This window comes from Providencia sp. 6390, from assembly GCF_058148425.1.
In genome coordinates, this window is sequence record NZ_JBYVYL010000003.1 from 88,753 (window position 1) to 114,919 (window position 26,167).

At 38.8% G+C, this 26,167-nt stretch carries 25 protein-coding genes and 1 riboswitch; of the genes, 11 read left to right on the forward strand and 14 right to left on the reverse strand.

Annotated elements, in window-relative coordinates:
• The first annotated feature begins 344 nt into the window (after window positions 1–344).
• The 4 genes from leuA to leuD are packed head-to-tail and all read left to right on the forward strand — an operon-like array spanning window position 345 to window position 5,039.
• Window positions 345–1,925 carry a 2-isopropylmalate synthase gene (gene leuA / locus AC3Z9T_RS07800; RefSeq protein WP_490125631.1) on the forward strand — a complete coding sequence of 527 codons (1,581 nt, stop codon included), beginning with the start codon at window positions 345–347 and terminating at the stop codon, window positions 1,923–1,925.
• Window positions 1,926–1,927: 2 nt separating this feature from the next.
• Window positions 1,928–3,019, forward strand: coding sequence for a 3-isopropylmalate dehydrogenase (gene leuB, locus AC3Z9T_RS07805; RefSeq protein ID WP_490125632.1), 1,092 nt, complete (start codon window positions 1,928–1,930; stop codon window positions 3,017–3,019).
• A gap of 1 nt (window position 3,020) precedes the next feature.
• Window positions 3,021–4,424 (forward strand): 3-isopropylmalate dehydratase large subunit, encoded by a 1,404-nt coding sequence (gene leuC / locus AC3Z9T_RS07810; RefSeq protein WP_490125633.1) that lies wholly within the window; start codon window positions 3,021–3,023, stop codon window positions 4,422–4,424.
• Between the two features lie 12 nt (window positions 4,425–4,436).
• Window positions 4,437–5,039, forward strand: a complete 603-nt coding sequence (leuD, locus tag AC3Z9T_RS07815; RefSeq protein ID WP_490125634.1) for a 3-isopropylmalate dehydratase small subunit — start codon at window positions 4,437–4,439, stop codon at window positions 5,037–5,039.
• On the opposite strand, the gene AC3Z9T_RS07820 is transcribed toward leuD, so the two are convergent.
• Entirely contained in the window at window positions 5,029–5,280 is a 252-nt protein-coding gene (locus AC3Z9T_RS07820; protein ID WP_490125635.1) for a hypothetical protein, read from the reverse strand. The two genes, leuD and AC3Z9T_RS07820, sit on opposite strands and share 11 nt — an antisense overlap.
• Before the next feature lie 242 nt (window positions 5,281–5,522).
• Between AC3Z9T_RS07820 and sgrR the strand changes: the two genes are divergently transcribed.
• Both sgrR and mutH read left to right on the forward strand, forming a co-directional pair.
• Window positions 5,523–7,211 (forward strand): HTH-type transcriptional regulator SgrR, encoded by a 1,689-nt coding sequence (gene sgrR / locus AC3Z9T_RS07825; protein WP_490125636.1) that lies wholly within the window; start codon window positions 5,523–5,525, stop codon window positions 7,209–7,211.
• A 541-nt stretch (window positions 7,212–7,752) separates the two neighbouring features.
• Entirely contained in the window at window positions 7,753–8,436 is a 684-nt protein-coding gene (mutH, locus tag AC3Z9T_RS07830) for a DNA mismatch repair endonuclease MutH (protein ID WP_490125906.1), read from the forward strand.
• Here the strand turns inward: mutH and AC3Z9T_RS07835 are convergent.
• Entirely contained in the window at window positions 8,423–8,725 is a 303-nt protein-coding gene (locus tag AC3Z9T_RS07835) for a hypothetical protein (RefSeq protein WP_490125637.1), read from the reverse strand. The two genes, mutH and AC3Z9T_RS07835, sit on opposite strands and share 14 nt — an antisense overlap.
• Before the next feature lie 140 nt (window positions 8,726–8,865).
• Window positions 8,866–9,111 (reverse strand): helix-hairpin-helix domain-containing protein, encoded by a 246-nt coding sequence (locus tag AC3Z9T_RS07840; RefSeq protein WP_490125638.1) that lies wholly within the window; start codon window positions 9,109–9,111, stop codon window positions 8,866–8,868.
• 405 nt (window positions 9,112–9,516) lie between these two features.
• Here AC3Z9T_RS07840 and AC3Z9T_RS07845 point away from each other — a divergent pair, with 405 nt between their 5' ends.
• Window positions 9,517–10,383: an alpha/beta fold hydrolase gene (locus AC3Z9T_RS07845; protein WP_490125639.1), complete on the forward strand. Its 867-nt coding sequence runs from the start codon at window positions 9,517–9,519 to the stop codon at window positions 10,381–10,383.
• Window positions 10,384–10,417: 34 nt separating this feature from the next.
• On the opposite strand, the gene AC3Z9T_RS07850 is transcribed toward AC3Z9T_RS07845, so the two are convergent.
• From AC3Z9T_RS07850 to speA, 4 genes are all read right to left on the reverse strand, one after another.
• Window positions 10,418–11,326: a sphingomyelin phosphodiesterase gene (locus AC3Z9T_RS07850; RefSeq protein ID WP_490125640.1), complete on the reverse strand. Its 909-nt coding sequence runs from the start codon at window positions 11,324–11,326 to the stop codon at window positions 10,418–10,420.
• A gap of 750 nt (window positions 11,327–12,076) precedes the next feature.
• A complete protein-coding gene (locus tag AC3Z9T_RS07855) occupies window positions 12,077–12,856 on the reverse strand; it encodes an acetoin reductase (RefSeq protein ID WP_490125641.1) in 780 nt (259 codons plus the stop codon).
• Between the two features lie 320 nt (window positions 12,857–13,176).
• Window positions 13,177–14,097: an agmatinase gene (gene speB / locus AC3Z9T_RS07860; protein WP_490125642.1), complete on the reverse strand. Its 921-nt coding sequence runs from the start codon at window positions 14,095–14,097 to the stop codon at window positions 13,177–13,179.
• A 109-nt stretch (window positions 14,098–14,206) separates the two neighbouring features.
• Window positions 14,207–16,111, reverse strand: a complete 1,905-nt coding sequence (gene speA, locus AC3Z9T_RS07865) for a biosynthetic arginine decarboxylase (RefSeq protein WP_490125643.1) — start codon at window positions 16,109–16,111, stop codon at window positions 14,207–14,209.
• A 691-nt stretch (window positions 16,112–16,802) separates the two neighbouring features.
• Between speA and metK the strand changes: the two genes are divergently transcribed.
• A complete protein-coding gene (gene metK, locus AC3Z9T_RS07870) occupies window positions 16,803–17,957 on the forward strand; it encodes a methionine adenosyltransferase (RefSeq protein WP_490125644.1) in 1,155 nt (384 codons plus the stop codon).
• Between the two features lie 129 nt (window positions 17,958–18,086).
• Window positions 18,087–18,842, forward strand: coding sequence for a tetratricopeptide repeat protein (locus AC3Z9T_RS07875; protein ID WP_490125645.1), 756 nt, complete (start codon window positions 18,087–18,089; stop codon window positions 18,840–18,842).
• A gap of 120 nt (window positions 18,843–18,962) precedes the next feature.
• On the opposite strand, the gene AC3Z9T_RS07880 is transcribed toward AC3Z9T_RS07875, so the two are convergent.
• From AC3Z9T_RS07880 to AC3Z9T_RS07900, 5 genes are all read right to left on the reverse strand, one after another.
• Window positions 18,963–19,877: a LysR family transcriptional regulator gene (locus AC3Z9T_RS07880; RefSeq protein ID WP_490125646.1), complete on the reverse strand. Its 915-nt coding sequence runs from the start codon at window positions 19,875–19,877 to the stop codon at window positions 18,963–18,965.
• A gap of 473 nt (window positions 19,878–20,350) precedes the next feature.
• Window positions 20,351–20,566: a hypothetical protein gene (locus AC3Z9T_RS07885; RefSeq protein WP_490125647.1), complete on the reverse strand. Its 216-nt coding sequence runs from the start codon at window positions 20,564–20,566 to the stop codon at window positions 20,351–20,353.
• A 254-nt stretch (window positions 20,567–20,820) separates the two neighbouring features.
• Complete coding sequence (locus tag AC3Z9T_RS07890; protein ID WP_490125648.1) at window positions 20,821–21,228, reverse strand: DUF6691 family protein; 408 nt, start codon at window positions 21,226–21,228, stop codon at window positions 20,821–20,823.
• A gap of 3 nt (window positions 21,229–21,231) precedes the next feature.
• Complete coding sequence (locus AC3Z9T_RS07895; RefSeq protein ID WP_490125649.1) at window positions 21,232–21,669, reverse strand: YeeE/YedE family protein; 438 nt, start codon at window positions 21,667–21,669, stop codon at window positions 21,232–21,234.
• A 2-nt stretch (window positions 21,670–21,671) separates the two neighbouring features.
• Complete coding sequence (locus AC3Z9T_RS07900) at window positions 21,672–21,998, reverse strand: ArsR/SmtB family transcription factor (RefSeq protein WP_490125650.1); 327 nt, start codon at window positions 21,996–21,998, stop codon at window positions 21,672–21,674.
• A gap of 103 nt (window positions 21,999–22,101) precedes the next feature.
• Between AC3Z9T_RS07900 and AC3Z9T_RS07905 the strand changes: the two genes are divergently transcribed.
• On the forward strand, window positions 22,102–22,635 hold the full coding sequence (locus tag AC3Z9T_RS07905) for a SprT family zinc-dependent metalloprotease (RefSeq protein WP_490125651.1): 534 nt from the start codon (window positions 22,102–22,104) through the stop codon (window positions 22,633–22,635).
• A gap of 27 nt (window positions 22,636–22,662) precedes the next feature.
• On the opposite strand, the gene AC3Z9T_RS07910 is transcribed toward AC3Z9T_RS07905, so the two are convergent.
• Entirely contained in the window at window positions 22,663–23,733 is a 1,071-nt protein-coding gene (locus tag AC3Z9T_RS07910) for a magnesium transporter (RefSeq protein ID WP_490125652.1), read from the reverse strand.
• A 73-nt stretch (window positions 23,734–23,806) separates the two neighbouring features.
• A riboswitch (M-box (ykoK) riboswitch) is annotated at window positions 23,807–23,983 on the reverse strand.
• A gap of 589 nt (window positions 23,984–24,572) precedes the next feature.
• Here AC3Z9T_RS07910 and AC3Z9T_RS07915 point away from each other — a divergent pair.
• A complete protein-coding gene (locus AC3Z9T_RS07915) occupies window positions 24,573–24,809 on the forward strand; it encodes a HEAT repeat domain-containing protein (protein WP_490125653.1) in 237 nt (78 codons plus the stop codon).
• Between the two features lie 283 nt (window positions 24,810–25,092).
• Here AC3Z9T_RS07915 and hcr read toward each other — a convergent pair whose 3' ends face one another.
• Entirely contained in the window at window positions 25,093–26,097 is a 1,005-nt protein-coding gene (gene hcr, locus AC3Z9T_RS07920) for an NADH oxidoreductase (protein WP_490125654.1), read from the reverse strand.
• Window positions 26,098–26,167 lie beyond the last annotated feature (70 nt).

The following is a 26,167-nucleotide window of genomic DNA, read 5'->3' on the forward strand; positions in this document are numbered from 1 at the left end:
AAAAACATCACTAAAAATTTAGAAATTAGTCACAATCACTAAGTATTGATGATGATTCATAATTCGCAAAATTTGCGGCTAAAATCTAAAGTTGACAGCAAAGAGAAGATCACGTATCAATAAATATATATCGATTAAATACAAATTAGAGACTGCGTAAATGACAACTTCTATCCGCCTACTAAGCCTACTACTACTCGCATCTAATGTGCGCGGTATGCTTATGGACGGAAGGTAACACGCAGTCCAGAAACATAAGAAACCCGCGCCAGCCGCGGGTTTTTTTATGCCTGCCGGCACCGCAAAAATATAACGATAAAATTCAGTATAAAGAGGAACACAATATGAGCGACCAAGTCATTATATTCGATACAACCTTACGTGACGGCGAACAGGCATTGCAGGCGAGTTTATCCGTTAAAGAAAAATTGCAAATTGCATTTGCGTTAGAACGCTTGGGAGTTGATATCATTGAGGCTGGTTTCCCCGTTTCCTCCCCTGGTGATTTTGAATCTGTACAAACGATCGCTCGTGAAATTAAAAATAGCCGGATCTGCGCATTAGCACGCTGTGTGCAAAATGATATCGATGTGGCTGCTGAATCATTAAAAGTTGCAGAAGCATTTCGTATCCATATCTTTTTAGCCACCTCTAATTTGCATGTCCAAAAGAAATTAAATAAAACGTTTGATGGCGTCATGGATATGGCGATCGACTCAATCAAACGCGCAAGACGGTATACCGATGATGTTGAATTCTCGTGTGAAGATGCAGGTCGCACCGATATTGATAACTTGTGTCGTATTGTTGAATCGGCAATCCGTGCTGGTGCAACTACCATCAATATTCCAGATACTGTTGGATATACCACACCATACCAATTTGGCGGTATTATCACTTCTTTATATGAGCGTGTTCCTAATATCGATAAAGCGGTCATCTCTGTGCACTGTCATGATGACTTAGGTATGTCTGTTGCTAACTCAATTACCGCGGTTCAAGCAGGCGCTCGCCAAGTTGAAGGAACCATTAATGGATTAGGCGAACGAGCCGGTAATACCGCATTAGAAGAAGTGATCATGGCCATCAAATTGCGCGAGCAAATGATGAATGTTCATACCAATATCAATCATAAAGAAATCTACCGTACCAGCCAATTAGTTAGCCAGTTATGCAACACACCAATTCCAGCCAATAAAGCGGTTGTTGGTAGCAATGCATTTGCTCACTCATCAGGTATCCACCAAGACGGCGTGCTGAAAAATCGTGAAACCTATGAAATCATGACACCAGAATCGATCGGCTTGAAAGCGATTCAATTGAATTTAACCTCTCGTTCAGGCCGCGCGGCGGTTAAACATCGTATGGAAGAGATGGGATACCAAGAAGAGAAAGATTTCAATTTAGATGAATTGTATACCGCTTTCTTGAGTTTAGCCGATAAGAAAGGCCAAGTGTTCGATTATGACTTAGAAGCGTTAGCTTTCTTTGCTAACCAACAAGATGAAACTGACCATTTTGCAATGGACTATTTCAGCACCCAGTCAGGATCAAGTGTGGTCGCTACCGCAACCGTGAAAATGCGCTGTGGAGAAGAAGAAAAATCAGAAGCGGCAACTGGCAACGGCCCTGTTGATGCCATTTACCAAGCCATTAGTAAGATCACCAATTACCCTATCCAATTGGTATCTTATAAATTGTCGGCCAAAGGCCAAGGCGAAAATGCATTGGGTCAAGTCGATATTGTTGTTGAATGTTTCAATCGCCGTTTCCACGGAATGGGCTTAGCCACTGATATCGTCGAGTCTTCAGCAAAAGCAATGGTGCATGTATTAAATAGCATCTGGCGCTCTGAGCAAGTCGAAAAAGAAAAACAAAAAATAAATCAAAAAGAATCACAATCAAATACAAAGGAAGCTGTATAACAATGTCTAAGAGCTATCATATTGCCGTATTGCCTGGAGATGGTATTGGTCCAGAAGTTATGGCTCAAGCGAATAAAGTATTAGATGCAATCCGCCAGCGTTTTGCATTCTCAATAACGACAAAAGAATATGATGTTGGCGGTATTGCCATTGATCGTCATGGTAAACCATTGCCTGAAGAGACCGTAATAGGCTGTGAAAATGCAGATGCTGTGCTGTTCGGTTCTGTCGGTGGCCCTAAATGGGAAAATTTGCCACCGGATAGCCAACCTGAACGCGGTGCATTGTTGCCATTGCGCAAGCATTTTAAACTGTTCAGTAATTTGCGCCCTGCCCGCTTATATCAAGCGTTAGAAGCATTTTGCCCTTTAAGAGCCGATATTGCTGCTCAAGGTTTCGATATTCTATGCGTACGTGAATTAACAGGCGGCATCTATTTCGGCCAACCAAAAGGGCGCAAAGGTGAAGGTAAAGAAGAGTACGCATTTGATACCGAAGTTTACTACCGCTATGAAATCGAACGCATCGCACGTATTGCCTTTGAATCAGCACGCAAACGTAGCCATAAAGTGACTTCAATCGATAAAGCCAACGTATTGCAAAGCTCTGTTTTATGGCGTGAAGTGGTTAATCAAGTCGCCCAAGAATATCCGGATGTCGCTGTTAGCCATATGTATATTGATAACGCAACAATGCAGATGATCAAAGCGCCTGCTCAATTTGATGTTGTTCTGTGCTCCAATTTATTTGGAGACATTATTTCTGATGAGTGTGCCATGATCACAGGTTCAATGGGGATGCTACCATCAGCAAGTTTGAACGAAGAAGGCTTTGGGTTATATGAACCAGCAGGTGGCTCAGCACCTGATATCGCGGGCAAAAATATCGCTAACCCTATCGCACAAATACTATCGGCAGCCATGCTGTTAAGATTTAGCCTAAATGAAAATGATGCGGCAGATACGATTGAAAGAGCCGTCAATAAGGCGTTAGAAGATGGGCATCGTACCGCTGATTTAGCAGGTGGCGGTGAATCAGTCAGTACCAGTGAAATGGGTGATATTATCGCCCGTTATATCAGTGAAGGGGTGTAACATGGCTAAAACTTTATATCAAAAATTATATGATGCCCACGTTGTACGTGAAGTCGACAACGAGACACCGCTCATTTATATCGACCGTCACTTGGTTCATGAAGTGACCTCACCACAAGCCTTTGATGGTTTGAGAACCAAAAAACGCCCGTTGCATCAACCAAGTAAAACCTTTGCAACAATGGATCATAACGTTTCTACACAGACAAAAGACATCAATGCCTGTGGTGATATGGCTCGTATTCAGATGCAAGAGCTGATGAAAAACTGTGAAGAGTTTGGCGTGACGTTATACGATCTCAATCACCCTTATCAAGGAATTGTCCATGTCATGGGGCCTGAGCAAGGTATCACTTTGCCAGGTATGACCATTGTTTGTGGTGATTCACACACAGCAACACACGGTGCATTCGGTGCTTTAGCTTTCGGTATTGGCACATCCGAAGTTGAACATGTTATGGCAACGCAAACCCTGAAACAGGCGCGCGCCAAAACAATGAAAATTGAAGTAATCGGTAAAGCCCCAGCAGGTATCACGGCAAAAGATATTGTATTAGCTATCATCGGTAAAACAGGCAGTGCGGGCGGCACTGGCTATATTGTTGAGTTTTGTGGTGAAGCGATTGAAAACCTCAGTATGGAAGGCCGTATGACAGTTTGTAATATGGCTATCGAATTAGGTGCAAAGGCGGGGATCATTGCGCCTGATGAAACCACCTTTACTTACATGAAAGGCCGTCAATTCGCTCCTAAAGGTAAAGAATGGGATGAAGCCGTTGCCTATTGGAAAACATTAAAAACAGATGATGATGCCCAGTTTGATAAAATCGTCACGTTACAAGCCAGCGATATTGCTCCTCAGGTCACTTGGGGTACTAATCCAGGTCAAGTCATCGCAATCAACCAACCAATCCCAGCACCTGAATCATTCAGTGATCCAGTAGAACGTGCATCGGCTGAAAAGGCATTAGCTTATATGGGGTTAGAATCAGGTATTAAATTATCTGATGTGAAAATTGATAAAGTCTTTATCGGTTCATGCACTAACTCACGTATTGAAGATTTACGTGCAGCAGCTGCAATAGCAAAAGGCAAGAAAGTCGCTTCTGGCGTGCAAGCAATTGTCGTTCCAGGCTCGGGCCCTGTAAAAGCACAAGCAGAACAAGAAGGTTTAGATAAAATCTTTATCGAAGCCGGTTTCGAATGGCGCTTGCCAGGTTGCTCAATGTGCCTTGCAATGAATAACGACCGCTTAAATCCAGGTGAGCGTTGTGCCTCAACCAGTAACCGTAACTTTGAAGGCCGCCAAGGCCGAGCGGGTCGTACTCACTTGGTCAGCCCTGCCATGGCAGCCGCAGCAGCGATCAATGGTCACTTTGCCGATGTACGTGATATTCAAGCCTAAAGGAGACATAAAATGGAAAAATTGATAACTCATACAGGTATTGTCGCACCTTTAGATGCTGCAAATGTCGATACTGATGCAATTATCCCGAAACAATTTTTGCAGAAAGTTACCCGTACAGGTTTTGGTCAACATTTGTTTAATGACTGGCGCTTTCTAGATGATGCAGGTCAGCAACCTAACCCAGATTTTGTGTTAAACAAGCCTGTATTTAAAGGTGCGAGCATCCTACTGGCACGTGAGAACTTTGGCTGTGGCTCATCAAGAGAACATGCGCCTTGGGCATTAACAGACTTTGGTATTCAAGTCGTAATCGCACCAAGCTTCGCTGACATCTTTTACGGTAACTCATTTAATAACCAGTTACTGCCAATTAAGTTGAGCGAGCAAGAAGTCGATGAGATGTTTAACTATGTGAAGCACCACGAAGGCTGCCAATTTACTGTTGACTTAGAAAATCAAACTGTAAAAGCAGGCGACAAAACTTATCATTTTGAAATTGATAGCTTTCGTCGCCATTGCATGATGAATGGCCTTGATAGTATTGGTTTAACATTGCAGCACGCAGAGCAAATTAGCCAATATGAGCAGAAACTCCCTTCTTTTATGCGTTAATCATTAAATTCGCAATCACCAGACGCCTGCAATAATCGCAGGCGTGAGGTTGTTGACGAAGCGGGATAAAAGCGTGGTTTTTCCCGCTCCGTGTTATCAGCCGAAAATCAATAAATTGATTTTCCTCGTTGATTTCAAAAACCTTAACGACCGCCGACAAACAAAATACGTTTGTCAGCAGTCTGACGCCTGCAATAATCGCAGGCGTTTTTATTGCAAAAATAGTGAACAAACCCGCCATGCCATGCTAATCTAACGCAAAATAAGCCCTATTATTTTTAGTACTATGGGGAAGAAAGCATCATAATAAAAACAATAAAAAAGCCGATAACCTAAGCTATCGGCTGGTAAATTACCATTACTCAATAATTCGGGGAGTCAGTCTGCCAACTGACAGACCTAATGAGCTACTTACTGATACCTATTATCAATGGGATATTAGGAAATAAAAATTGATGTAATCATTTCCGGAGTTCCCCTTTTATGTCTAGTTCTCGTCTGCAAACACAATTTGTTCGCCTCTGGCAACACTTTCAGGGACAAGACAGTGAAACCACATTGCAACATATTGCAAATACACTGTTTTGCTCTCGTCGACACGTTCGTACATTACTCAATAATATGCAATCTCATGGATGGCTAAGCTGGCAGGCAGAAGCAGGTCGAGGAAAACGATCTACTCTACTTTTCCATGTTAATGGCTTAGAACTGCAACAAGCTCAAGCAGAACGTTTATTAAAAGAGGAAAGTATTGAAAAACTGGTCGCATTAGTCGGTGATAAAGAAACTATTCGCCAGATGGTGCTTTCCGAACTTGAGCGCAGCTATCGCCAAGGTAAAAATCTATTACGTATTATCTACTACCGTGATTTCCCTAATTTGCTGCCGGGCACACCGATACGACGCTCTGAAATTCATTTAATGAGCCAAATATTTAATGGGTTAACGCATATAAATGAGGAAAAAGGGGAAGTCGAAAATGGGATTGCTCATCACTGGCAAGCAATCAGTGATACCGAATGGCGTTTCTATTTAAGACCTGCCATCTATTTTCATCATGGGCGAGAAATGTTAGTCGATGATATTATTAGCTCACTAATGCGGTTAAGTCGTTGTTGGCCACTGTTCTCTCACATCAAATCAGTGACATCCCCAATGCCTTACGTGATTGACATTCAATTAAGCTCAGTAGACAAGCAATTACCATTACTATTAGGTAGCCCTCATGCGGCAATCCTTCCTAAAGAGTGGGAAAGCCTTGAAAATTTTGACAAACTCCCTATTGGTACCGGCCCCTATTTAGTCGAAAAAAACCTACCTCAAAAACTCACCATTACTGCATTTGATCGCTATTTTGGTTATCGAGCGCTCCTGGACGAAGTCACCATTTGGGTAGTCCCTGAGCTTTCTGAGCAAATGGTGTGTACCACATTAAAAATGGACAGTGATAGTAAGCCAAATGATTCACTAGAAAGCCGTATGGAAGAAGGTTGTTACTTTTTATTGATGGATCAGCGTTCTCAGCTATCTCAACGCAGTGATGTCCGTAAATGGCTGTGTAGCTTTTTGACTCCAATAAATTTATTAGCCCACTGTGAGTCCTTTTATCAACGACACTGGGCACCTGCTTATGGTTTATTGCTTCATTGGCACCATAGCAGAATGCTAACACAACTACCAAAGCCAGATGATCTTACTCAGTTGACCGTCACCTTCTATCAGCACCACCATGAATTCTATGCAATCAGTCAGATCATGAAGCGTGTCTTAAAATCACAAGGTATTGAGTTAAAAATACAAATTGTCGATTATCAACAATGGTTTAATGGCGATGCAAAAAGTGATATTTGGTTAGCAACTGCCAACTTTTTTAAACCTCTCGATTTTTCTATTTTTGCCACTTTGTATGAAATTCCGCTATTACGTCAATGCTTAAGCAGTTCTCTCAACGAAGAGTTAATCAAGTGGCGAAATCAACAACTAAATGTTGAAGCTTGGTGTGAAAGTCTTGTGGATTCACAGATTTTTCACCCTATTTTCCATCACTGGCTAGAACTACAAGGCCAAAAAACCATGCGTGGAGCTCGAATGAATACCTTTGGTTGGTTCGATTTTAAATCTGCATGGTTTAAGCCTACTGAAGATAATACACAGAAACCTGAGAAGTTATGAACATGACGGGTGAATAATAAGGATGTTATTCACTTTTTCTGTGGATATCTATGTTAACAACCCGATAGTAATCAGGGTATATCCCTGAAGAGCATTTGATACACAAAATAACATATTTTATTAAACCCTAATAAATCATATAGATAAGACAATTTTTAGTAAGTTATGCACTGTTTATCTTTTCGTCTTTATTACTTAGGAGTTCAAGTGAGTAAAGATCAAACAATGTATGATTTATCCACAAGGAATGTACTTAACTTATTCATTTTATGTGATGAAGCTCAACAAAATGACTAAGTCAAGCCTGTAAATACACACAGTGATTAAAGTTTTTCACAGTTATCCAATAAAGCTGTGGATAACTCAGTGTATGACCCTGTGATTATCATGGGATGAACGTGAATAACCTATTTCTTGCCATTTATGTATTTTTATTAAAGCCTATTATTATCTTATATATCAATAAATTAAAAATATCTTATAAAAAGTGATATACTCAGAAAACCTTGTGGATTTTTTTTGGCTATTTTTTCATCTCATCATGCAATTTACACCACCTTTACCACCTGAAAATGAATCTGTACTGATGGCTAGAGCACAAGCTCTCGCAGGTTATACACTTGGCGAGCTAGCAAGCTATGCAGGCTTACCTATTCCTCCTGATCTAAAACGTGATAAGGGCTGGGTTGGTATGCTGCTCGAGTATTTTTTAGGTGCAACAGCAGGTAGCAAACCTGAACAAGACTTTGCAAATATCGGTGTCGAATTAAAAACCATCCCAATTGATCGCAATGGTAAGCCACTTGAAACAACTTTTGTTTCTGTTGCCCCTTTGACAGGCAATAGTGGATTAACATGGGTAAATAGCCATGTCTACCGCAAACTTTCACGCGTACTTTGGTTCCCTATCGAAGGTGAACGACAAATACCGCTTGCCGAGCGACGCATCGCTAGCCCATTATTGTGGAGTCCATCCCCTTTGGAAGAAAAATTATTACGTCAAGATTGGGAAGAGTTGATGGATTTAATCGTATTAGGGAAAGTCGAGACAATTACTGCTCGGCATGGACAAGTTTTGCAAATACGCCCAAAAGCAGCAAATAGCAAAGCACTAACAGAAGCGATTGGTGAGTCAGGACAAATAATTATGACGCTTCCTAGAGGTTTTTACCTCAAAAAAGATTTTACGGCCCCTCTTCTCGCAAGGCATTTTAATATTGATTAATTGAACTTATCATTAAGCTTGTAACATTTCCTTGCTCACAATGCTGGATAATCACAGGAATACCGGCTGAAAATGCTACGTCAATAATATTAAACAATTTTTTATTATAGTCGCCTTCGACTAAGCCCAAAACAGAAATTTTCTTGCTTACTGTAGGCCCATCAAATAATGTAATAGCAGCAATTTTTCTTGGTACTCCTTTATAACTTTCACATAAATCAGAGAAGTGACTGAGCCTCTCGGTTCCTGCTACCGTTACTATTATCATAAATAAAATAAACTTTGCCATTCTATTAAGCATAGTTATAAAAACTTCAGTGAGTTGATTTAACTCAGCCTAAATCAAATAAATTAGTATTTCAGCTAAAAATAATAAGTAAGCATTAATTAAAAATAACAGTGATAATCTTTTAATTATGTTTCCTCACTTTATTTTTCTTGAAGTGAGCTCTGAGCTGCCGCTATCGCGCCTTCTATCGCTTTTTTTGCTTGGGGACTATTTTTCCAACAACTTGAACCCGTTAACGCAGCACCTGCAACTAAAATTTCTTCATAAGATGCTTGGCTCAACTGTAATAACGACGAAAACCCCATTTGTTCAAGACGGCTAATAACGGTTGGTCCAACACCTTTAACTGCTAGCAAACATTGTTTTTCTTCATCAGAGAATCTCATCGCCACTCCTATTTAAAATAATATACTCTTTATACTTCAAGCTTCTGGGGTATTGTTTGCGCTCAGCCAGCCGAGTCTATGTTCCTCACCTATCTTAACTTTTTGACTACCTGTAACTCGGATTATTTAAAATATAATGATATTTTTAATAATTAGCTTTGCATTTAACAGGGTTATTCTTTTACTATACTCAAAATAATTCAAGATGTAGGTAGGCGACAGCGTTACAGCTTGAAGTATGACGAGTCTATAAACTCAGCGTGTTTCAATAATACTTGGTATTCGAAATCTTATATTGTGACCAATGTTCATATTTATATATCCTATATACCAATACAATACCACAACATAAAACATATTAAATTTGCATAATTCAAATTTTTGAGCCAAAGCTAGGACCCAGCAATGCAGACTAATCAGTTCGTTAATTCTCGACAATATTCAATTAAATTATCTGACAACCGTCATTTAAGTTGGTATGAATCTGGTCCTGTAACAGGTTATCCTGTGATTTTTTGTACGGGGGCTGGTATGAGTGGAAGATTAGGTTTTGGCCTCGAATTGCTGAGTAAAATGAATATTCGATTGATTGTTCCTGAACGTGCGGGACTCGGTGATTCTTCTATCGATCCACAAAAATCGTTGGCGAGATTTGCCACTGATATTGATGTTTTGCTCCGCTCACAACATATTGAACAGTATTCTGTCGTTGGTTTTTCCCAAGGCGCTGTATTTGCTATGGCTCTAGCATTCTATGGGCAACCAAACACACTATCTATTGTTGCTGGACAAGATCAATTTGACTACCCTGCGACAAGAGCCATATTACGTTCTGATATCATCAATATGCAAGAGCAGGCCAGAAATACCCCTGAAGCACTCTCCGATTGGTTACAAAAAAATGTAAGTGCGCCATGGCTACTGGCATTCATACTCCATTACAGCGCAGAGATAGATCAAGTGTTCTATAATGAACCTTCGTTTTTGCAAGCCTATACCGATTGTATGGAGCATGCTTTTCATCAAGGTAACTTAGGGTATGTACAAGACTTATTGATTTCACTTCAAGAATGGCTATTTCAGCCTGAAGATATCAACTGCCCAGTCTTATTATGGTATGGAAAAAAAGATGAAAGTACTGTCCATTCACCTGACTTCGGTAAAATACTTTCAACACGTTTTCCTCATTGCCAACATTTCATTTTAGAAAATGAAGGAGGCTCATTGTTATGGACACAGGCAGAACGCATTTTAACGCATTTAAACGTCTGATCGTATAGCTGCTACATCTCAGCCATGGCTGAAATTAATATAATTCAATTTCAGCCACAACAGGATAATGATCGGAATAGTCAAAAAATAGTTTATTATTATAATCATAACCATTTGGGGTTTTTATAACGCGTGTTTGTTCATTAATTGAAACCACATTTTTTGCAAAAATATAATCTAAATGCCAACGATGTCGCTCATCTGGCGAAGCTTCTCTAATAATATTATTGGTTGCAAAGTCCCATGATGGCTGTGGGTTAAAATTTTCAGGCTCTCGCCAACCAATGATTTTTAATGCCTGCTCATACTCATCAGAATCATAATCTATATTTAAATCACCACCTAAAATGATAGCTTGGTGGTCACTACTAGTTGATTTTTCTGCCCAATCAACCAATTGAGTTAGTTGTAACTTGCGATGTGAAGATGGGTGACTCATAATACAAAAATTATCATCGGATTGCATGTGTGTACCAATCACATTCACCACCTTGCCATCAATATCAATAACTGCCCTAACTCCCCCTCTAGCACTAAAACGATCTGCACCACACCCTGCGTCTTCAAATAGCTGATATTCACGATAAATAATAGGATGCCGAGACACGATAGTTATACCTGAGCTGACTTGCTGAATAATATCCCATCCCCCCTTTTTAGCATTCCAACAATTATTTGAATCACAATAAGATAATATCGATTCATTATATTGCGCTGCAACTGGCGTATGGTAGAAGAAGCCCAATTCACGCATACCAGATAGTAATTTTTTTTCGGAATGATAGTTAAAAACCTCTTGAAAAATAACAATATCAATATCCTCAAAGATATTGTCTTTTATCATTGCATTAATGCGATTATCTTGTGTCGATGCGCCAATGCTAAAGAAAGGAATGTGAAGCAAATAGACATTTAATGTCATCACCTTAATTGTATTTGACATATTTCATCCTTATTAAATAATTTATTAAAAACATCAATTCATTTATTGCATAAATAAAAACACCAATAAGTTAAAACTATTATTTATGTAATCTATACTCTAACCAATTCAAGTTACAGGGATTTTCGTTGAGATATAAGTGACTACGCTCAGCTAGCCGAGCCACCATAGACCTTCAACTTGAAGCATGAGGAATATCAGCCTTAATTATTCTAAACCATATATACATAACTGAATATATTATTTATTAATGTATTACTAGAAGAATTTTAACAGAGTTAAATTTAGTTTTTATTATTCAAAATAAATATTTACTTAAAATAGTTTATAATATGGTTAAGCAGTTAATTAATCACTAGAAGAAAAATAATTATGCAAAAAATCTATATTAGATGTTTTAATACGATTAATAGGGAAATGAAATTAAACTTTATTTAGTCATTTTTATTTTCTTATATAAAAATCACCAGTCACTGCATAAACAATTGACTAGTGTGAAAAATGTGGTGCTATACCTAAACAATGCTCTAACTAATTCGAGCTGTAACGAGGCAGTAAATGGACAAGCCACTAGTCACTGCATAAACAGATGACTAGTGTGAAAAACGCGGTGCTATACCTAAACAATGCTCTAAATAATTCGAGCTGTAACGAGGCGGCAAGTAAGCGAGTCGCTAGGAGCATACATAAGTATGTGACTAGTGCGAGTGAACGTAGCCAACAAAGTTACAGTTCGAAGTATGACGAGCATTAGCGATAGACAATACCGCCATCCGTTAATATCGACTGACCGGTGATGTAATCAGAATCATCACTCGCTAAAAAGGCTACTAAACCTGCCACATCTTCTGGTGTTTGTGCTCTGCCTAATGCAATACCTTCAACATACTTTTTATAGGTTTCACCTTTTGGTGCGCCAGTAATCTCAGCGAAGCGCTCATCAATTTCCACCCACATATCAGTTCCTACAATACCTGGGCAATATGAGTTCACGGTGATACCTGAACTTGCATATTCTTTTGCTGCAGCTTGAGTCAATGCACGTACAGCGAATTTAGTCGCTGAATAGACACCGAGCATAGCGAAACCATCATGGCCTGCAATAGACGATGCGTTAATAATTTTACCTTTATGTTTACGTTGCTGGAATTTTTCACTGGCAGCTTGGATCCCCCACATCACACCATCAACGTTAATTTTAAAGATAAGATCCATATCGGCTTGACGAACATCGGCAATCGGTTTGACTTGTGCGATCCCCGCATTATTAATCATCACATCGAAACCACCTAACTCAGCCTCTGCATGTGCAACGGCCGCAAAAACCTCTTCTCGTTTGCTAACATCCGCTGCAAATGTGGTGGCTTTACGGCCTAACGCTTCAATCTCTTTCGCGACATCTGCTAGCTTGTCTTTTTTCAAATCAACCAGTGCAATATCAGCACCTTCTTTAGCTAGGCGTAATGCAATACCACGTCCAATTCCTTGTGCTGCGCCAGTAACTAAAATGACTTTGTTGTTCAGTGCCATAAATATTCTCCCATTGAAAGCCGTTAAAATGGATGACTCTAACTGCTTATTACGTTAGCAAGATTAATAATAAGTTACAAAGTAATGATAATAGGCTGTAATTAGAGGATATCAGAACAGATCTCACTGCACTTGAGTGAGAATCACTCGCATTTGTGACATGAATAACTTTAAAAAGTAAAATACTAGTTAATTAGAGGTAGAATTACCCAATAAGAAGTATAGCAAAAAGTGCTATTCGTAGAAATTTGTGCAAAAAACCTTCTATTTTATAAGTAAAAATTTAGGCCGCCTAGGTGGCAGCCTAAAATTAAGACAACTTATTTTTTAGAGGCTTGCAGATAAAGCATCTCTAAAGCAATTGATGCTGCGGCTAAAGCTGTAATTTCTGACTGGTCATAGGCAGGCGCAACTTCAACAACATCCATACCGACGATATTTAATGGCTGTAAACCACGCAATAATTTTAATGCGCGATCAGAAGTCAACCCACCAACAACAGGTGTACCGGTTCCCGGAGCAAAAGCAGGATCTAAACAATCAATATCAAATGTTAAGTACGCTGGCATATCACCCACAATGGATTTGATTTGTTCAATCATTTCATCAACACCGCGATCGTTCACTTGTGCAGCATCCAACACCGTGAAACCATTATCGCTATCATGCTCAGTACGAATACCAATTTGTACCGAATGATTCGGATCAATTAAACCTTCTTTTGGCGCATGATAAAACATAGTGCCATGATCATATTGGCTACCATTACCATAGGTATCGGTATGCGCATCAAAATGGATAAGCGCCATTTTGCCAAAATGTTTTGCGTGAGCACGTAATAAAGGCAATGTGACAAAATGATCACCACCAAAAGACAAACAACGTTTACCTGACGCTAACAATTTCTCAGTGTGAGCCTGTAATTTGTCACACATGTCCTGAGCATCGCCGAATGCAAATACCACATCACCGCAGTCCACCACATTTAAACGTTCTGTCAGTTTAAAATTCCACGGCCAACGATGACTTTCCCACGCTAAGTTAGTTGATACTTGACGAATAGCTGCAGGCCCATGACGACTACCAGCTCGCCCTGAAGTCGCCATATCAAATGGAACACCTGTGATCACCCATTCTGCATCTGAGCTGTAAGGCTGAAAGTTTAATGGAAAACGTAAAAAACCAAACGCGTTAGAAACCAGTGAATTGTCAGTCTGATTCCCTAATGTGCTATTAATCATCACTTTACCTCTAACTGCATTTGCAATCGCAAATACCTTAATTTATTAGGTTCTAGCCACAGATTAACTTGTGGTTAGATACAAAAATCCAATAGCAGTTTATAACCGACTATTCATCTTCTAAATAAGTATAGCCATAAAGGCCTGCTTCAAATTCTTCAACAAAATCTTTTTGCAACTGTTCGCTCAGACCCGTACCTTTCACTTGCTCAGTAAAACTTTCCAGTAACACCTCAGGCACTAATTTCACATATTGCAGCATATCGGCTACAGAGTCGCCCTCTTCACTTTGTAAGTAGCGAAGGTTACCTTGACTATCGACCCATACATCTATTGCTGCAGTGTCACCAAATAAATTATGCATGTTGCCTAAGATTTCCTGATAAGCACCAATCATAAAGAAGCCAATCATTGGTGGGTTTTCAGGATCATAAGCAGGCATTGGCATGGTAGTTTCAACGCCATCGCCGTCTACATAATGGTCAATAATACCATCTGAATCGCATGTGATATCCAACAGTACTGCACGACGGTCAAGCGGTTTATCTAACCCTTCAATAGGTAATACAGGGAAGACTTGGTCAATGCCCCACGCATCTGGTAACGATTGGAACAGCGAAAAGTTTACATAAAACTTATCAGCCATGCGCTCTTGTAGCTCATCAATTATTGGGCGGTGAGCTCGGTTGCTTGGATCTAAATCTTGCTGAATACGGCGGCAAATATTTAAATACAGCTCTTCTGCCCACGCACGCTGGGTCAAATCCAATACACCATGAGCATACTGCGTATGCGCCTCTTGTAAGTCAAACTGGCTATCGTGAAGCCATTCACGTAATGAACGACTATTACCTTGATGTTGCATTGACTCCCATGTTTCCCATAAGGAAATCAATGAACGTGGTGCATCCTCATCAGGAGGCGATGTTTTCGTAAATTCATTACGCTCTACCCCAATCACATTGGATACCAACACAGTATGATGAGCAGTTAATGCACGGCCAGACTCAGTGATCACCGTTGGATGTGGTAAATCAAACTCCTCGCAAGCGTCACCAATCGCCCAAATAACGTTGTTCGCATATTCATTTAACCCATAATTGACTGAGCAATCAGACTGGGAACGTGTACCTTCGTAGTCAACACCTAAACCACCACCTACGTCAAAACACTGAATTTGCACACCAAGACGATGTAATTCAACATAGAAACGCGCCGACTCACGAACACCCGTTGCGATATCACGAATGTTTGCCATTTGTGAACCTAAGTGGAAATGCAACAATTGCAAACTTTCTAAACGGCCTGCATCACGCAATATTTCAACCAATTGCAGCACTTGAGTTGCCGCTAGGCCAAACTTAGATTTCTCTCCACCACTGGCTTGCCACTTACCTGAGCCTTGCGACGCCAAACGTGCTCGAACACCTAAACGAGGTGTAACATTCAAGCTTTCAGCTTCTTTCAGCACCATTTCAATTTCAGACATTTTCTCGATAACAAGATAAACCTTATGACCGAGTTTTTCACCAATCAGTGCTAAACGAATATATTCACGATCTTTGTAACCATTACAAACAATCACTGTACGAGTACGACCCGCGTTAGCGAGTACAGCCATCAATTCAGCTTTTGAACCTGCTTCTAGCCCTAGAGGTTCACCTGAATTAACGAGTGATTCAATGACACGTCGTTGCTGATTGACCTTAATGGGATACACCAGAAAATAGTCACCCTTATAACCGTACGATTCGCGAGCACGCCTAAAAGCCGCATTAATTGAACGCAAACGGTGTTGTAAAATTTGCGGGAAACAAAACAGGGCCGGCAAACGCAAATGTTCTTGTTCCTCTTTGACTTGATAAACAAGTTCAGCAAGATCGATGGATGTTTCTGGGTTGTCAGGATTAGGGCAAACACAGACATTTCCGCGTTCATTCACCTGATAGTAACCACCGCCCCAATACGCGATGTTGTACGTCTGGCGCATTTTGCGAGCGATATTATCATTCATAACAAACTCCTAATATGGAGGGGTGAGTGACGCTTTCTCCGGCCAGATGGAAACCCGTCATGTGACGTGGTAGTGCTGGGCAGTTATGTCGGGGAAACAGCTATTACTCGGATTAATTAAGGTGCTTAGAACATCTAAACAGTGACAAATACGACCGTTAGGCTGACAGTTTACCTACTGATAGCCAAGGGCGTACTGGGAAAGTGACGGTAACTTCGAGAAGAAGTAAAGAGAGACAGGAAAGTACAAGCCAAAAACACGCGGCGATCCGCATGCAGCTGTTGGTTACTGTTATTCAGTAGATTATGGATCATCACCCATTAACCCCCAATATAACTGTTTAATCTTTATCAATAGTGAGAAAGATAAACACTCCTGATAGATAGTAGACAAATTGTATGCCTACTCGTATATAACGGAAAATATTTAACTGACCGTTACGGTCGCTGTTTATACATTGATTGAGCAGAAATTGCAAAAAGTTATTGCTTAGATAGAAATAAAATTCATCAGGAGACATTTTTTTAGTTTTTATCTTCTATTAGCCATGCCCTTTCTCATCGAGCTAATGATGGAAAGCTACCATGTTTTGGTAAAAACAGGTGGCACTTTTCATGTTAAACTATTAAAATAGACGTCTAGATGTTAAAACATCCAATTACAATCTGCGAATTCTTAAGGTATTAATCTCATGGCTACACATCTCTTTACTTCTGAGTCTGTATCAGAGGGGCATCCAGATAAAATTGCCGATCAAATCTCTGATGCGGTTCTTGATGCAATTCTTGAACAAGATCCAAAAGCTCGCGTTGCTTGCGAGACCTATGTCAAAACAGGTATGGTGATGGTAGGGGGAGAAATCACCACCAGTGCTTGGGTTGATATAGAAGAAATTACACGTAAAACCGTTCGTGAAATTGGCTACACCAGCTCAGATATGGGCTTCGATGCAAACTCGTGTGCAGTTTTAAGTGCGATTGGTAAGCAATCACCTGATATTAACCAAGGTGTTGATCGTGCAGACCCATTAGAACAAGGTGCAGGAGACCAAGGTATCATGTTTGGTTATGCAACTAATGAAACAGATGTTCTAATGCCTGCACCGATTACCTTTGCACACCGTTTAGTTCAGCGCCAAGCTGAAGTGCGTAAAAATGGCACCCTTCCATGGCTACGCCCAGATGCTAAAAGCCAAGTCACTTTCCAATATAATGACAACAAAATTGTCGGTATTGACGCTGTAGTTTTATCAACCCAACATTCTGAAGATATTAAACAACAAGATCTGCATGAAGCCGTTATGGAAGAAATTATCAAACCCGTTCTTCCGGCAGAATGGTTAGTTCCGACAACAAAATATTTTATTAACCCAACAGGTCGTTTTGTTATTGGTGGTCCTATGGGCGACTGTGGGTTAACTGGTCGAAAAATCATTGTTGATACCTATGGCGGCATGGCTCGTCATGGTGGCGGTGCGTTCTCAGGTAAAGATCCTTCTAAAGTTGACCGTTCAGCGGCTTACGCGGCACGCTATGTTGCTAAAAATATTGTTGCTGCTGGATTAGCTGATCGTTGTGAGATCCAAGTTTCTTACGCTATTGGTGTGGCCGAACCAACCTCAATTATGGTGGAAACTTTTGGCACAGGTAAAATTCCTGAAGCACAATTAGTATTGCTAGTACGTGAGTTCTTTGATTTACGCCCATATGGCTTAATTCAAATGTTAGATTTACTACATCCAATTTATCAGCAAACTGCATCGTATGGCCACTTTGGCCGCTCCCAATTCCCATGGGAAAAAACTGATAAAGCAGAAATCTTACGTGATGCCGCTGGTTTAAAATAAGCTTTAATAAAACTATTAATAGGTCCTATATGATTATAGGGCCTATTTTTTCAGGAAATTCTTGTTGTTAGTAAACCCTCTTGTGCCATGATAGCAAAATAACCGTTAACCCTATTGATAGAGGCCACTATGCCAATTATTGGTGCCTTACTCTATTTTATCCCTGCTATTTATTTCGCCATACATGCCATCAAAACACACCAAAACTCATACTGGCTATTTATTTTATTTGCATTCCCTATTTTAGGTTCTATTGTCTATGCTTTAGTTATTTGGCTACCTTCTGTTCGCTACTCTCGCCATGGTTATAAGTTAGAAAACACCATCAGAAAACAATTGTTTTCAAGCAAAGATCTGAATGAAGCGAATCGCCAATATCAACTAAGTCCAACGACAGAGAACTGTGTCGCGCTGGCTGAAATCCTAGCAGATCAAGGTAAGTACCAAGACGCGGCCAATTATTATGTCGAGTCTTTACAAGGAGTAAATCAATACTCTCCAGATATTATGCAAAAATATGCGCAAGTGCTGTTTGATTTAGGTAACTATCAACATTGCCGTGACACACTTGATTTACTTTGTGAAAAAAACCCTGATTTCACCTCTACAGCAGGACATTTTTTATATGCGAAAACACTGGCTAAGCTAGGCTTGATCGAAGAAGCAAATCAAGAATTTCAAGCATTACTGCAATATAGAGAGCGCATTGAATACAAAGTTATTTATGCTGAAGTTTTACTAGAAAATCAACGCAGAACTGAGGCAATGTCACTGATTGATGACGTGATTAAAGAATATAATCTTTTACCAAAGCCAGCCAAAAGCTATAATAAACAATGGTATCAATTGGCATTAAAGATTAAAAATAATAAAGAGATTGAATAAGATCGGTGGTGGCTTATTTGACGTCCATGATGACTCAGCGTGTAAACAACTCTAGTGGCATTAGCCCTCTGCCACTAGAGTGCCTGAACAATAACCCAACCTGATAACATGAAATTACTGTTATGCTATCGATAAACTCTCAGTGAAGCTGGATGCATCAATTTTTCTTATTAACCTTTCCTTCCACCAAGAAAAATGTCCTCCTTTACTTGAAGGATGCCAAGCAAGCCAAACAAACTGATCATCTTTTGGTATTTCTACTGGAACAATCACTAATTCTTGGTTTTTTAATTCATTTTTTATATGAGATGGGCAGATAAAGCTATAACCAATTCCTCGTTTAATCAAGATTAATTTACTTTCTAAATCACAGACTAGTATTTGTTTTTGTAATATTAATTCCTTTTCTCTATTAAACGATAATTCATGGCTGCTATCTGCTATTTCCACATGAATATCATTTAATAGTTGCTCTCGTGTTATAACTTTATTTTTAGAGGCAAAAGGATGTGAGGGAGAAACACAAAGAGAAAAACTGAGTTTACCAAGCAATTGCATTTTTGCTTTTACATTTTCAGGTACACAACCAAGTGCTATAATAAAATCAGCTCTATTTTCTTTTAAAGCATCCCATGCCCCTGTCATTGCCTCTCGTTGTATTGATATATGAATATTACCACTAGTATTAATATAATCACGAATATCTTGTACAAAAATATCTAGCGGTAAAAACTTTTCAACTACAATGCGAATTTGACTGTCAAGTGTTGGAATGTTTCTAACTCTATTTTCGAGATCTTGAACTGCATTCAATATCCACGCACCTTCTTGCAATAAAAACTCCCCCTCTTTTGTTAAACGAATTATTGGGCCATTGCGATGAAACAACTTAACTCTCAGTCGGCTTTCTATATTTAACACTTGATAGGAAATTGCCGATGGAGTTTTATGTAACACATCCGCCGCTGTTGAAAAAGAACCTGTTTTTTTGATAGTGTTTATTATATTAATTGCATCCACGGATAATCTAGTCATATAAGCTCCGATTAATTTAAAATAGCCAATACAATGATTTCAGCGCATGAATATTAGATAACTACATATATAGAACTATCATAATATTAATAACAAAAAACCTAGAAACATCCTAATCTAATCACTTAATAAACATAATAAATTTAAATTGATTTGTAATTAATAAATATAATCAAATAAAAATTTGATAATAATAGAAAATATATATTTAAATGTTTTGGTTAAATATAGGAGAAAAAACACAAAATATAGATTATAATTCCATTTAATTATTTAAGTGCATTACCTAGGTTAGAGTTCATATTATTAAGGATATACTCGTCATACTTCAAGTTTCAGAGCTTTTCATTAAGGTATTGTGACTACACTCAGCTAACCAAGTCTCTGTGTTTATCTATACTCTCCGTCGATCTTCATTTTTGCCTACCTACAACTCAAATTATTTAGAATATATCACCATTATCGACATATATTTACCATGCAAATAATCTACCTAATTTTCTATCCAAAACATATTTACCTTTTTCATTATCAAAACATACATCATCAAATGTCGATACACTAATTTGATAAGTATCAAAAAAACCTAATCCCTCAGCAATAACAGCGTGAGAGAAATCAAATAGAGCAATGGCAAGCATAGGAAAGTTAATAGAGCATAGTTTTGAAATCGATTTCTCATCATTCACCTCTGTTATCTATTAAGATAATAATATTTGTATCAACTCTGTTGATGTCGTGCTCTGCTGAGTATTAGTATTATTGTCTACTTTAAAAGCGCTCTTTATGAATAAATCGATGCAATAAATAAAATATTTATCATAATAAATATTTTTATTTGTAAGGATAAGGATATTTCCATATAGATGACGATGAGCGAAATACAGATTCGCTTAATTATTTATATCTTAAATAAAATGCCCTAATACAAAAGGGCTAGTTTTTATTTTTTGAACATTTGAAAAATAGACATACCTGCAATCATGGCTAACGTAAAAATAATGCCTTCCGTTACCCCCATACCAGTTAATAATAATGCAGGCCCAGGGCAGATACCAGCAATTCCCCAGCCTAGCCCGAACAGTACGCTCCCGATTATCAAAGGATTATCTATTTTTGTATTTTGAGGGATCTGTATAGGGCAATTTAGCACACTTGTTTTACGTTTTTTAGCTATCGCAAAAGCAATGGCACTTACCGCCATTGCGACTGCCATTGTCACAAGTAAAGAAGGATCCCAATTACCTGTGATATCTAAGAAACCAAGAATTTTAGCTGGATCCCCCATACCTGCTAAAAGTAACCCAAGACCAAATAATAAACCTGATATTAATGCAACGATAATAGGCATTATTTATCCTCTCAACTCAAATGCATTAATGATCGCAACCGTCGCGAATGCAACAATCATAAAAGTAATCACGGCAACTATTGAACGACGGGAAAGCCTTGCCATCCCACAGATACCGTGCCCACTCGTACAACCACTACCGAGCCGAGTACCAAAGCCAACCAATAGACCTGCAATAATAATAAAAGGAGTGCTAGTAGAAATAGTCACTTCCGGCGCATAAAAAAAGAAAGTAAAAATAGCTGGTGTGATCATAATGCCTAAAACAAATGCCACTTTCCACGCCGTGTCACCAATAATTGGTTTTAATACACCACTTAAGATACCACTAATACCAGCAATTCGACCATTTAAAAGCAGTAGGATAGAAACAGCTAATCCAATTAATAAACCACCAATCGCTGCTGACCATGGAGTAAAGTGAGTCCAATCTATAGACATTATTAATTCCCCTCTTTTGGGCAATAAAGTGTGTAGAGCGTATTGAGTAAAATAAGTAATTTTTCATCTGCAATTGTGTAGTAAATACGTTTACCATCACGGCGTGTTGCCACTAGCCCTTCATTTCGCAACACCGTCAATTGTTGAGATAATGTAGGTTGTTGTATTCCTAGCGACGTCTCAAGATCACTAACACATGCCTCTCCTTGAGTCAGTTGGCATAGCAAAAGCAACCGATCCGAGTTACCTAAGGTTTTTAAAAGCGTTGAAGTTTGTGTTGCTGCCAGTTTCATTGCATCTAACAATTCACTTGAAGGTTGCTTTATCATTATTCATATTCACCATTAATATCATAAATTATAATATATGTTTTGATATAATGAATGTCAATAATACTTGTTTGCACACCATCGCTTGTATTAAGCTTAGCTAATGAAAACACTCCGCGTTCCCATCAATCTACAGCAAAAAGTCATGAGCACCTTGCGAGCAAAACTTATGTTAGCTCAGCAAAAACTTGGACAAACTTTCCCTGAGCCTACAATAAACTACAAACAACGCGGAACAACCGCTGGCAGTGCTTATTTAAAAGAATGGGAGATCCGTTTAAATGCCGTACTTCTGTTAGAAAATGGTGATAATTTTATCAATGAAGTGATCCCTCATGAGCTAGCACATTTATTAGTCTATCAAGTATATGGACGACGAGGTGTTGCACCTCATGGTACTGAATGGAAATGGATGATGGAGCATATACTAGAGTCTTCTGCCAGTCGCACTCACTGTTTTGAGGTCACGTCAGTAAAGAGCCGCACTTTTCGCTATCATTGCGCCTGTAGTACAACACATGAGTTGACCATAAGAAGACACAACAAAATAGTTCGAGGGGAAAGTCAGTATCTTTGCCGAAAATGTGGCGAGATATTAAAACAAGGATCAATTATAGCTGCGACAGAAGTCGAATAATTCCATCGCAGCCAGTCGGAAGTGGGATTAAGCGAACTCTGTCATCACCAATTTAGCAATTTCAAAGTAAATAATTAAACCTGTTCCATCGATGAAAGTAGCAATAAAAGGCGCAGATACTACTGCTGGATCGACTTTTAGCTTCTTCAATACCATTGGAATGATCGAAGAAACTATTGCGCTCCACATAGTAATAGCAACAATGGTCAAACTCACCACAACCGTGACTTCAGCACCAACACCAAGTATCCAGGCTCTTATTAAAGCAGCAGCACCAATCGTGATAGCGACTAAAAAGGATGTCGAAACCTCTTTTTTCAGAACCGCACCAACATTACGCAAACTAACTTCACCTAATGCCATGGCTCTAACAAGCGTTGATGTAATTTGTGTTCCACTGTTGCCCCCCGTTCCAATCAATAATGGAATAAAGAAAGCCAATGAAATGGCGGCTTCTAATTGCTCTTCAAAAGCCTTTAGCACCGTTCCTGTATAAGCCTCAGCAACAAATAACATCAACAACCAAACTACACGTTTACGCCACAATGTGACTGGACTTGTTGATAAATAAGGTTCTTCAAGTGGTGTTGTCGCACCTTGAAGCTGTGCATCCAACGTATTCTCGTCTTCAATTAACTCGGCAATATCTTGAGGGCGCAATACCCCCATCAGTTTACCGAACTGTACAACAGGTATCATATCAAGGCCACTGTGATTAATCAGATCATAAACATCATGACGTGATTGTTCAGGGCCGACAGAGAAGTAATTATGTCTCATAATATCAGACACATGTAAACCTTCATCAGCGGCTAACAGCGATTTAACTGAAAGAATACCATTTAAATAATTGTCCTGATCAACAACAAATAAGTAAGTTGGAATTTGTTCACCATCAAGATGTTCAATCAAATTCTTTTTTACACAATCGACTGAATCTGCAATAGAAACAGGTAAATATGACTGACTCATATACGCACTTACGGTTGAGTCATCAATTTTCGGTTGCTGTGAATTATTGTTTTTCAGGCGCGCGCCTTTCATTGCGGACTGAGCAATTGCTACAGCTCCCGCTTTGTTCTGGGAAGTGAATGTCATTTTTTAGTCCCTAGTTACTGTTGGTTACTCAAACAGTACTCACATAGGGGCGAAACCAGATGAGAGAATGCGATGGCTATCTCCACGTCTCGGTTTTAGCACTATACAACGTATCCCATTATAAAATAATGAGAAGTTACATGGGGATATACCTTCGTTCGATATATCCTGTCCTGATCTTGGGCGTCTCTCGACGTCGTCAGATCAGCAACCTGTGTTTGTATAGGAGCCTCGCCTAACGAGATACTGCACTTTTAATGCGTCGCGAATTATAACCATTGGGTTGTTAATTACCACCCCCAAAAAAGGGTTAATAATCAGTAGCCATTATTCTGTTTAGGATTTGTTTAAGTTCATGTATAACAACAATTCTTACTGAAACAAAATGTAACTAAGAATGAATTTATATTTATACTTTAGTCAGTGAAGACTATAATTAACTCAAATCAAACGAGTTTTAGTACATACAATACAGTACTAGTTTTATAAAAGGTATAAGATATAGATGAATTTAACCATTACTATGATTAATTGAAGAGTAATATTGAACATATTAATTTGTATTATTAGATATTTTTGAATAATCTTAATTTATAGAATAAAAACATCTAATACGAGTTAATTAAAGTAACAATAATATATTTACTTTAATTATAACCCCATTACCTTAGAATAATTTAAGTAAGAGAATTCACTTAAAACTTTATTAAGTTCGAAAAACAGACAATTGCCGTTAAGTTTCAAAATAAAACCATAAAATAATATATTAATTTGGTATTTAATATATTTTATTTTACATTAGAATAGTGTTAAGTTAATTAAAGAGTGAAGATTTAATTATGGACAAAACCATTGTTGGCATGCTGACAAACCTAACATTTAGGGTTAATGATGAGATAAAAATTGCTGCAATAGCAGCGCTAGGTGATTATAAGGCGACAATTGAGCATCAAGAAGCCATTGTGCGTATTATTAACCTCTGTCAGGATCCAAATAAAGAGATTGCAGTCTCAGCTATCAATACATTAAGTAAATTATCCATTTACTTTATGATAGATGGTAGTTATATCAAGTAAAGCCTTTTAATATTTAATAGGTTAATCCTTTTATCGAATTCTAATTCAATATTTTAAATACGTATATACTCTAAATAATTCGAGTTGCAGCTAGGTGACAAGTGAACGAGTCGCCAGGAGCATAGATAACTATGTAACTGGCACGAGTGAACGCAGTTCAACAACGCTGCAACTTGAAGTATAACGAGTGTATTTAATTAAGTATTAATACATAGTCCACTATCTCATTAATATTATAAAACAATGAGACAGTTCATATATTTTTAACAACGCTAAAAATAATCTACTCTATTTCGGTGTCACCCTGTAATTGGCAACTACATGCTAATACATAACCATTTTCAATTTCTTCAGTCGTTAATGTCATAGTACTGCTTGTTGTATAATTACCAGATAAAACTTTCGTTTTACAACTACCACAAACACCCGCACGGCAAGCAGCAATGACAGGTTGCTTATTTTGTTCTAAAGCAGATAATAACGATGTACCAACCGGCACCTTAAAATCCACCAAACGATGGCGTATTTTTAAACTTAAAATATCTTCACTTTCTGTCTGTTCTGGCTCTAATGAAAAGCGCTCCATGAAGAAATGTTCCATCGGAACACCAAGATTTTTTGCAAATTGCTGGGCATTCTTCATATAAGGCGTAGGCCCACACGTCATCACGACTCTAGAGCTAATATCAGGAACTAGCGCAAACAATTTTTCTTGCGTCAAACGCCCTTCAGCAACACCACCCTGATCTGGATTTTCAGCCATAATACATAGCTGTAATCTTGAAGAATACAATTTAATTAGCTGCTGCCATTCTGCAGCAAAAATAATTTGCTGATGATCACGGACGTTAAATAGAACTTTCACATCAGCTTGAGGACGATACCCCATTAACCAACGTACCATTGACATAATCGGTGTTACACCACATCCCGCCGCTAACATCAAATATTGGTTAGTATTGAGTTCAGAGCAAGTAAATTCCCCTTGCGCATCGGAAAGCCATAAATAATCGCCCGGTTTAACGGAATTAGTTAACCAACATGAGCCTATTCCCTGATCCAACCGCCTCACCGTAATAGTAATAAAACGGCTTTGACCCGGAGTGGAAGAAATTGTATAGGCACGCATTATTTCATCGCTATTTTTAATACTCACTAATGCATACTGACCAGGTGAATAGGTGTAAAAGTCGTGATTAATTAAATTAATCGTCCACACATCAGAGGTTTCTTGATAGATAGAATGGATCTGCATTCTATTAGGACATAAGCTGCTTGGCATTGTCATCTTAACGCTCCAATTGGTAGGGGGAATTACATTATCTCCCCCCTTTCCCTTCATGATTACTTTTTAAATA

Excerpts from the sequence above, each read along its gene's own strand:
- leuA (WP_490125631.1), top strand. The coding sequence starts at position 345 with ATGAGCGACCAAGTCATTATATTCGATACAACCTTACGTGACGGCGAA.
- leuB (WP_490125632.1), top strand. The coding sequence starts at position 1,928 with ATGTCTAAGAGCTATCATATTGCCGTATTGCCTGGAGATGGTATTGGT.
- leuC (WP_490125633.1), top strand. The coding sequence starts at position 3,021 with ATGGCTAAAACTTTATATCAAAAATTATATGATGCCCACGTTGTACGT.
- leuD (WP_490125634.1), top strand. The coding sequence starts at position 4,437 with ATGGAAAAATTGATAACTCATACAGGTATTGTCGCACCTTTAGATGCT.
- AC3Z9T_RS07820 (WP_490125635.1), bottom strand. The coding sequence starts at position 5,280 with ATGGCGGGTTTGTTCACTATTTTTGCAATAAAAACGCCTGCGATTATT.
- sgrR (WP_490125636.1), top strand. The coding sequence starts at position 5,523 with ATGTCTAGTTCTCGTCTGCAAACACAATTTGTTCGCCTCTGGCAACAC.
- mutH (WP_490125906.1), top strand. The coding sequence starts at position 7,753 with ATGCAATTTACACCACCTTTACCACCTGAAAATGAATCTGTACTGATG.
- AC3Z9T_RS07835 (WP_490125637.1), bottom strand. The coding sequence starts at position 8,725 with ATGGCAAAGTTTATTTTATTTATGATAATAGTAACGGTAGCAGGAACC.
- AC3Z9T_RS07840 (WP_490125638.1), bottom strand. The coding sequence starts at position 9,111 with ATGAGATTCTCTGATGAAGAAAAACAATGTTTGCTAGCAGTTAAAGGT.
- AC3Z9T_RS07845 (WP_490125639.1), top strand. The coding sequence starts at position 9,517 with ATGCAGACTAATCAGTTCGTTAATTCTCGACAATATTCAATTAAATTA.
- AC3Z9T_RS07850 (WP_490125640.1), bottom strand. The coding sequence starts at position 11,326 with ATGTCAAATACAATTAAGGTGATGACATTAAATGTCTATTTGCTTCAC.
- AC3Z9T_RS07855 (WP_490125641.1), bottom strand. The coding sequence starts at position 12,856 with ATGGCACTGAACAACAAAGTCATTTTAGTTACTGGCGCAGCACAAGGA.
- speB (WP_490125642.1), bottom strand. The coding sequence starts at position 14,097 with ATGATTAATAGCACATTAGGGAATCAGACTGACAATTCACTGGTTTCT.
- speA (WP_490125643.1), bottom strand. The coding sequence starts at position 16,111 with ATGAATGATAATATCGCTCGCAAAATGCGCCAGACGTACAACATCGCG.
- metK (WP_490125644.1), top strand. The coding sequence starts at position 16,803 with ATGGCTACACATCTCTTTACTTCTGAGTCTGTATCAGAGGGGCATCCA.
- AC3Z9T_RS07875 (WP_490125645.1), top strand. The coding sequence starts at position 18,087 with ATGCCAATTATTGGTGCCTTACTCTATTTTATCCCTGCTATTTATTTC.
- AC3Z9T_RS07880 (WP_490125646.1), bottom strand. The coding sequence starts at position 19,877 with ATGACTAGATTATCCGTGGATGCAATTAATATAATAAACACTATCAAA.
- AC3Z9T_RS07890 (WP_490125648.1), bottom strand. The coding sequence starts at position 21,228 with ATGCCTATTATCGTTGCATTAATATCAGGTTTATTATTTGGTCTTGGG.
- AC3Z9T_RS07895 (WP_490125649.1), bottom strand. The coding sequence starts at position 21,669 with ATGTCTATAGATTGGACTCACTTTACTCCATGGTCAGCAGCGATTGGT.
- AC3Z9T_RS07900 (WP_490125650.1), bottom strand. The coding sequence starts at position 21,998 with ATGATAAAGCAACCTTCAAGTGAATTGTTAGATGCAATGAAACTGGCA.
- AC3Z9T_RS07905 (WP_490125651.1), top strand. The coding sequence starts at position 22,102 with ATGAAAACACTCCGCGTTCCCATCAATCTACAGCAAAAAGTCATGAGC.
- AC3Z9T_RS07910 (WP_490125652.1), bottom strand. The coding sequence starts at position 23,733 with ATGACATTCACTTCCCAGAACAAAGCGGGAGCTGTAGCAATTGCTCAG.
- AC3Z9T_RS07915 (WP_490125653.1), top strand. The coding sequence starts at position 24,573 with ATGGACAAAACCATTGTTGGCATGCTGACAAACCTAACATTTAGGGTT.
- hcr (WP_490125654.1), bottom strand. The coding sequence starts at position 26,097 with ATGACAATGCCAAGCAGCTTATGTCCTAATAGAATGCAGATCCATTCT.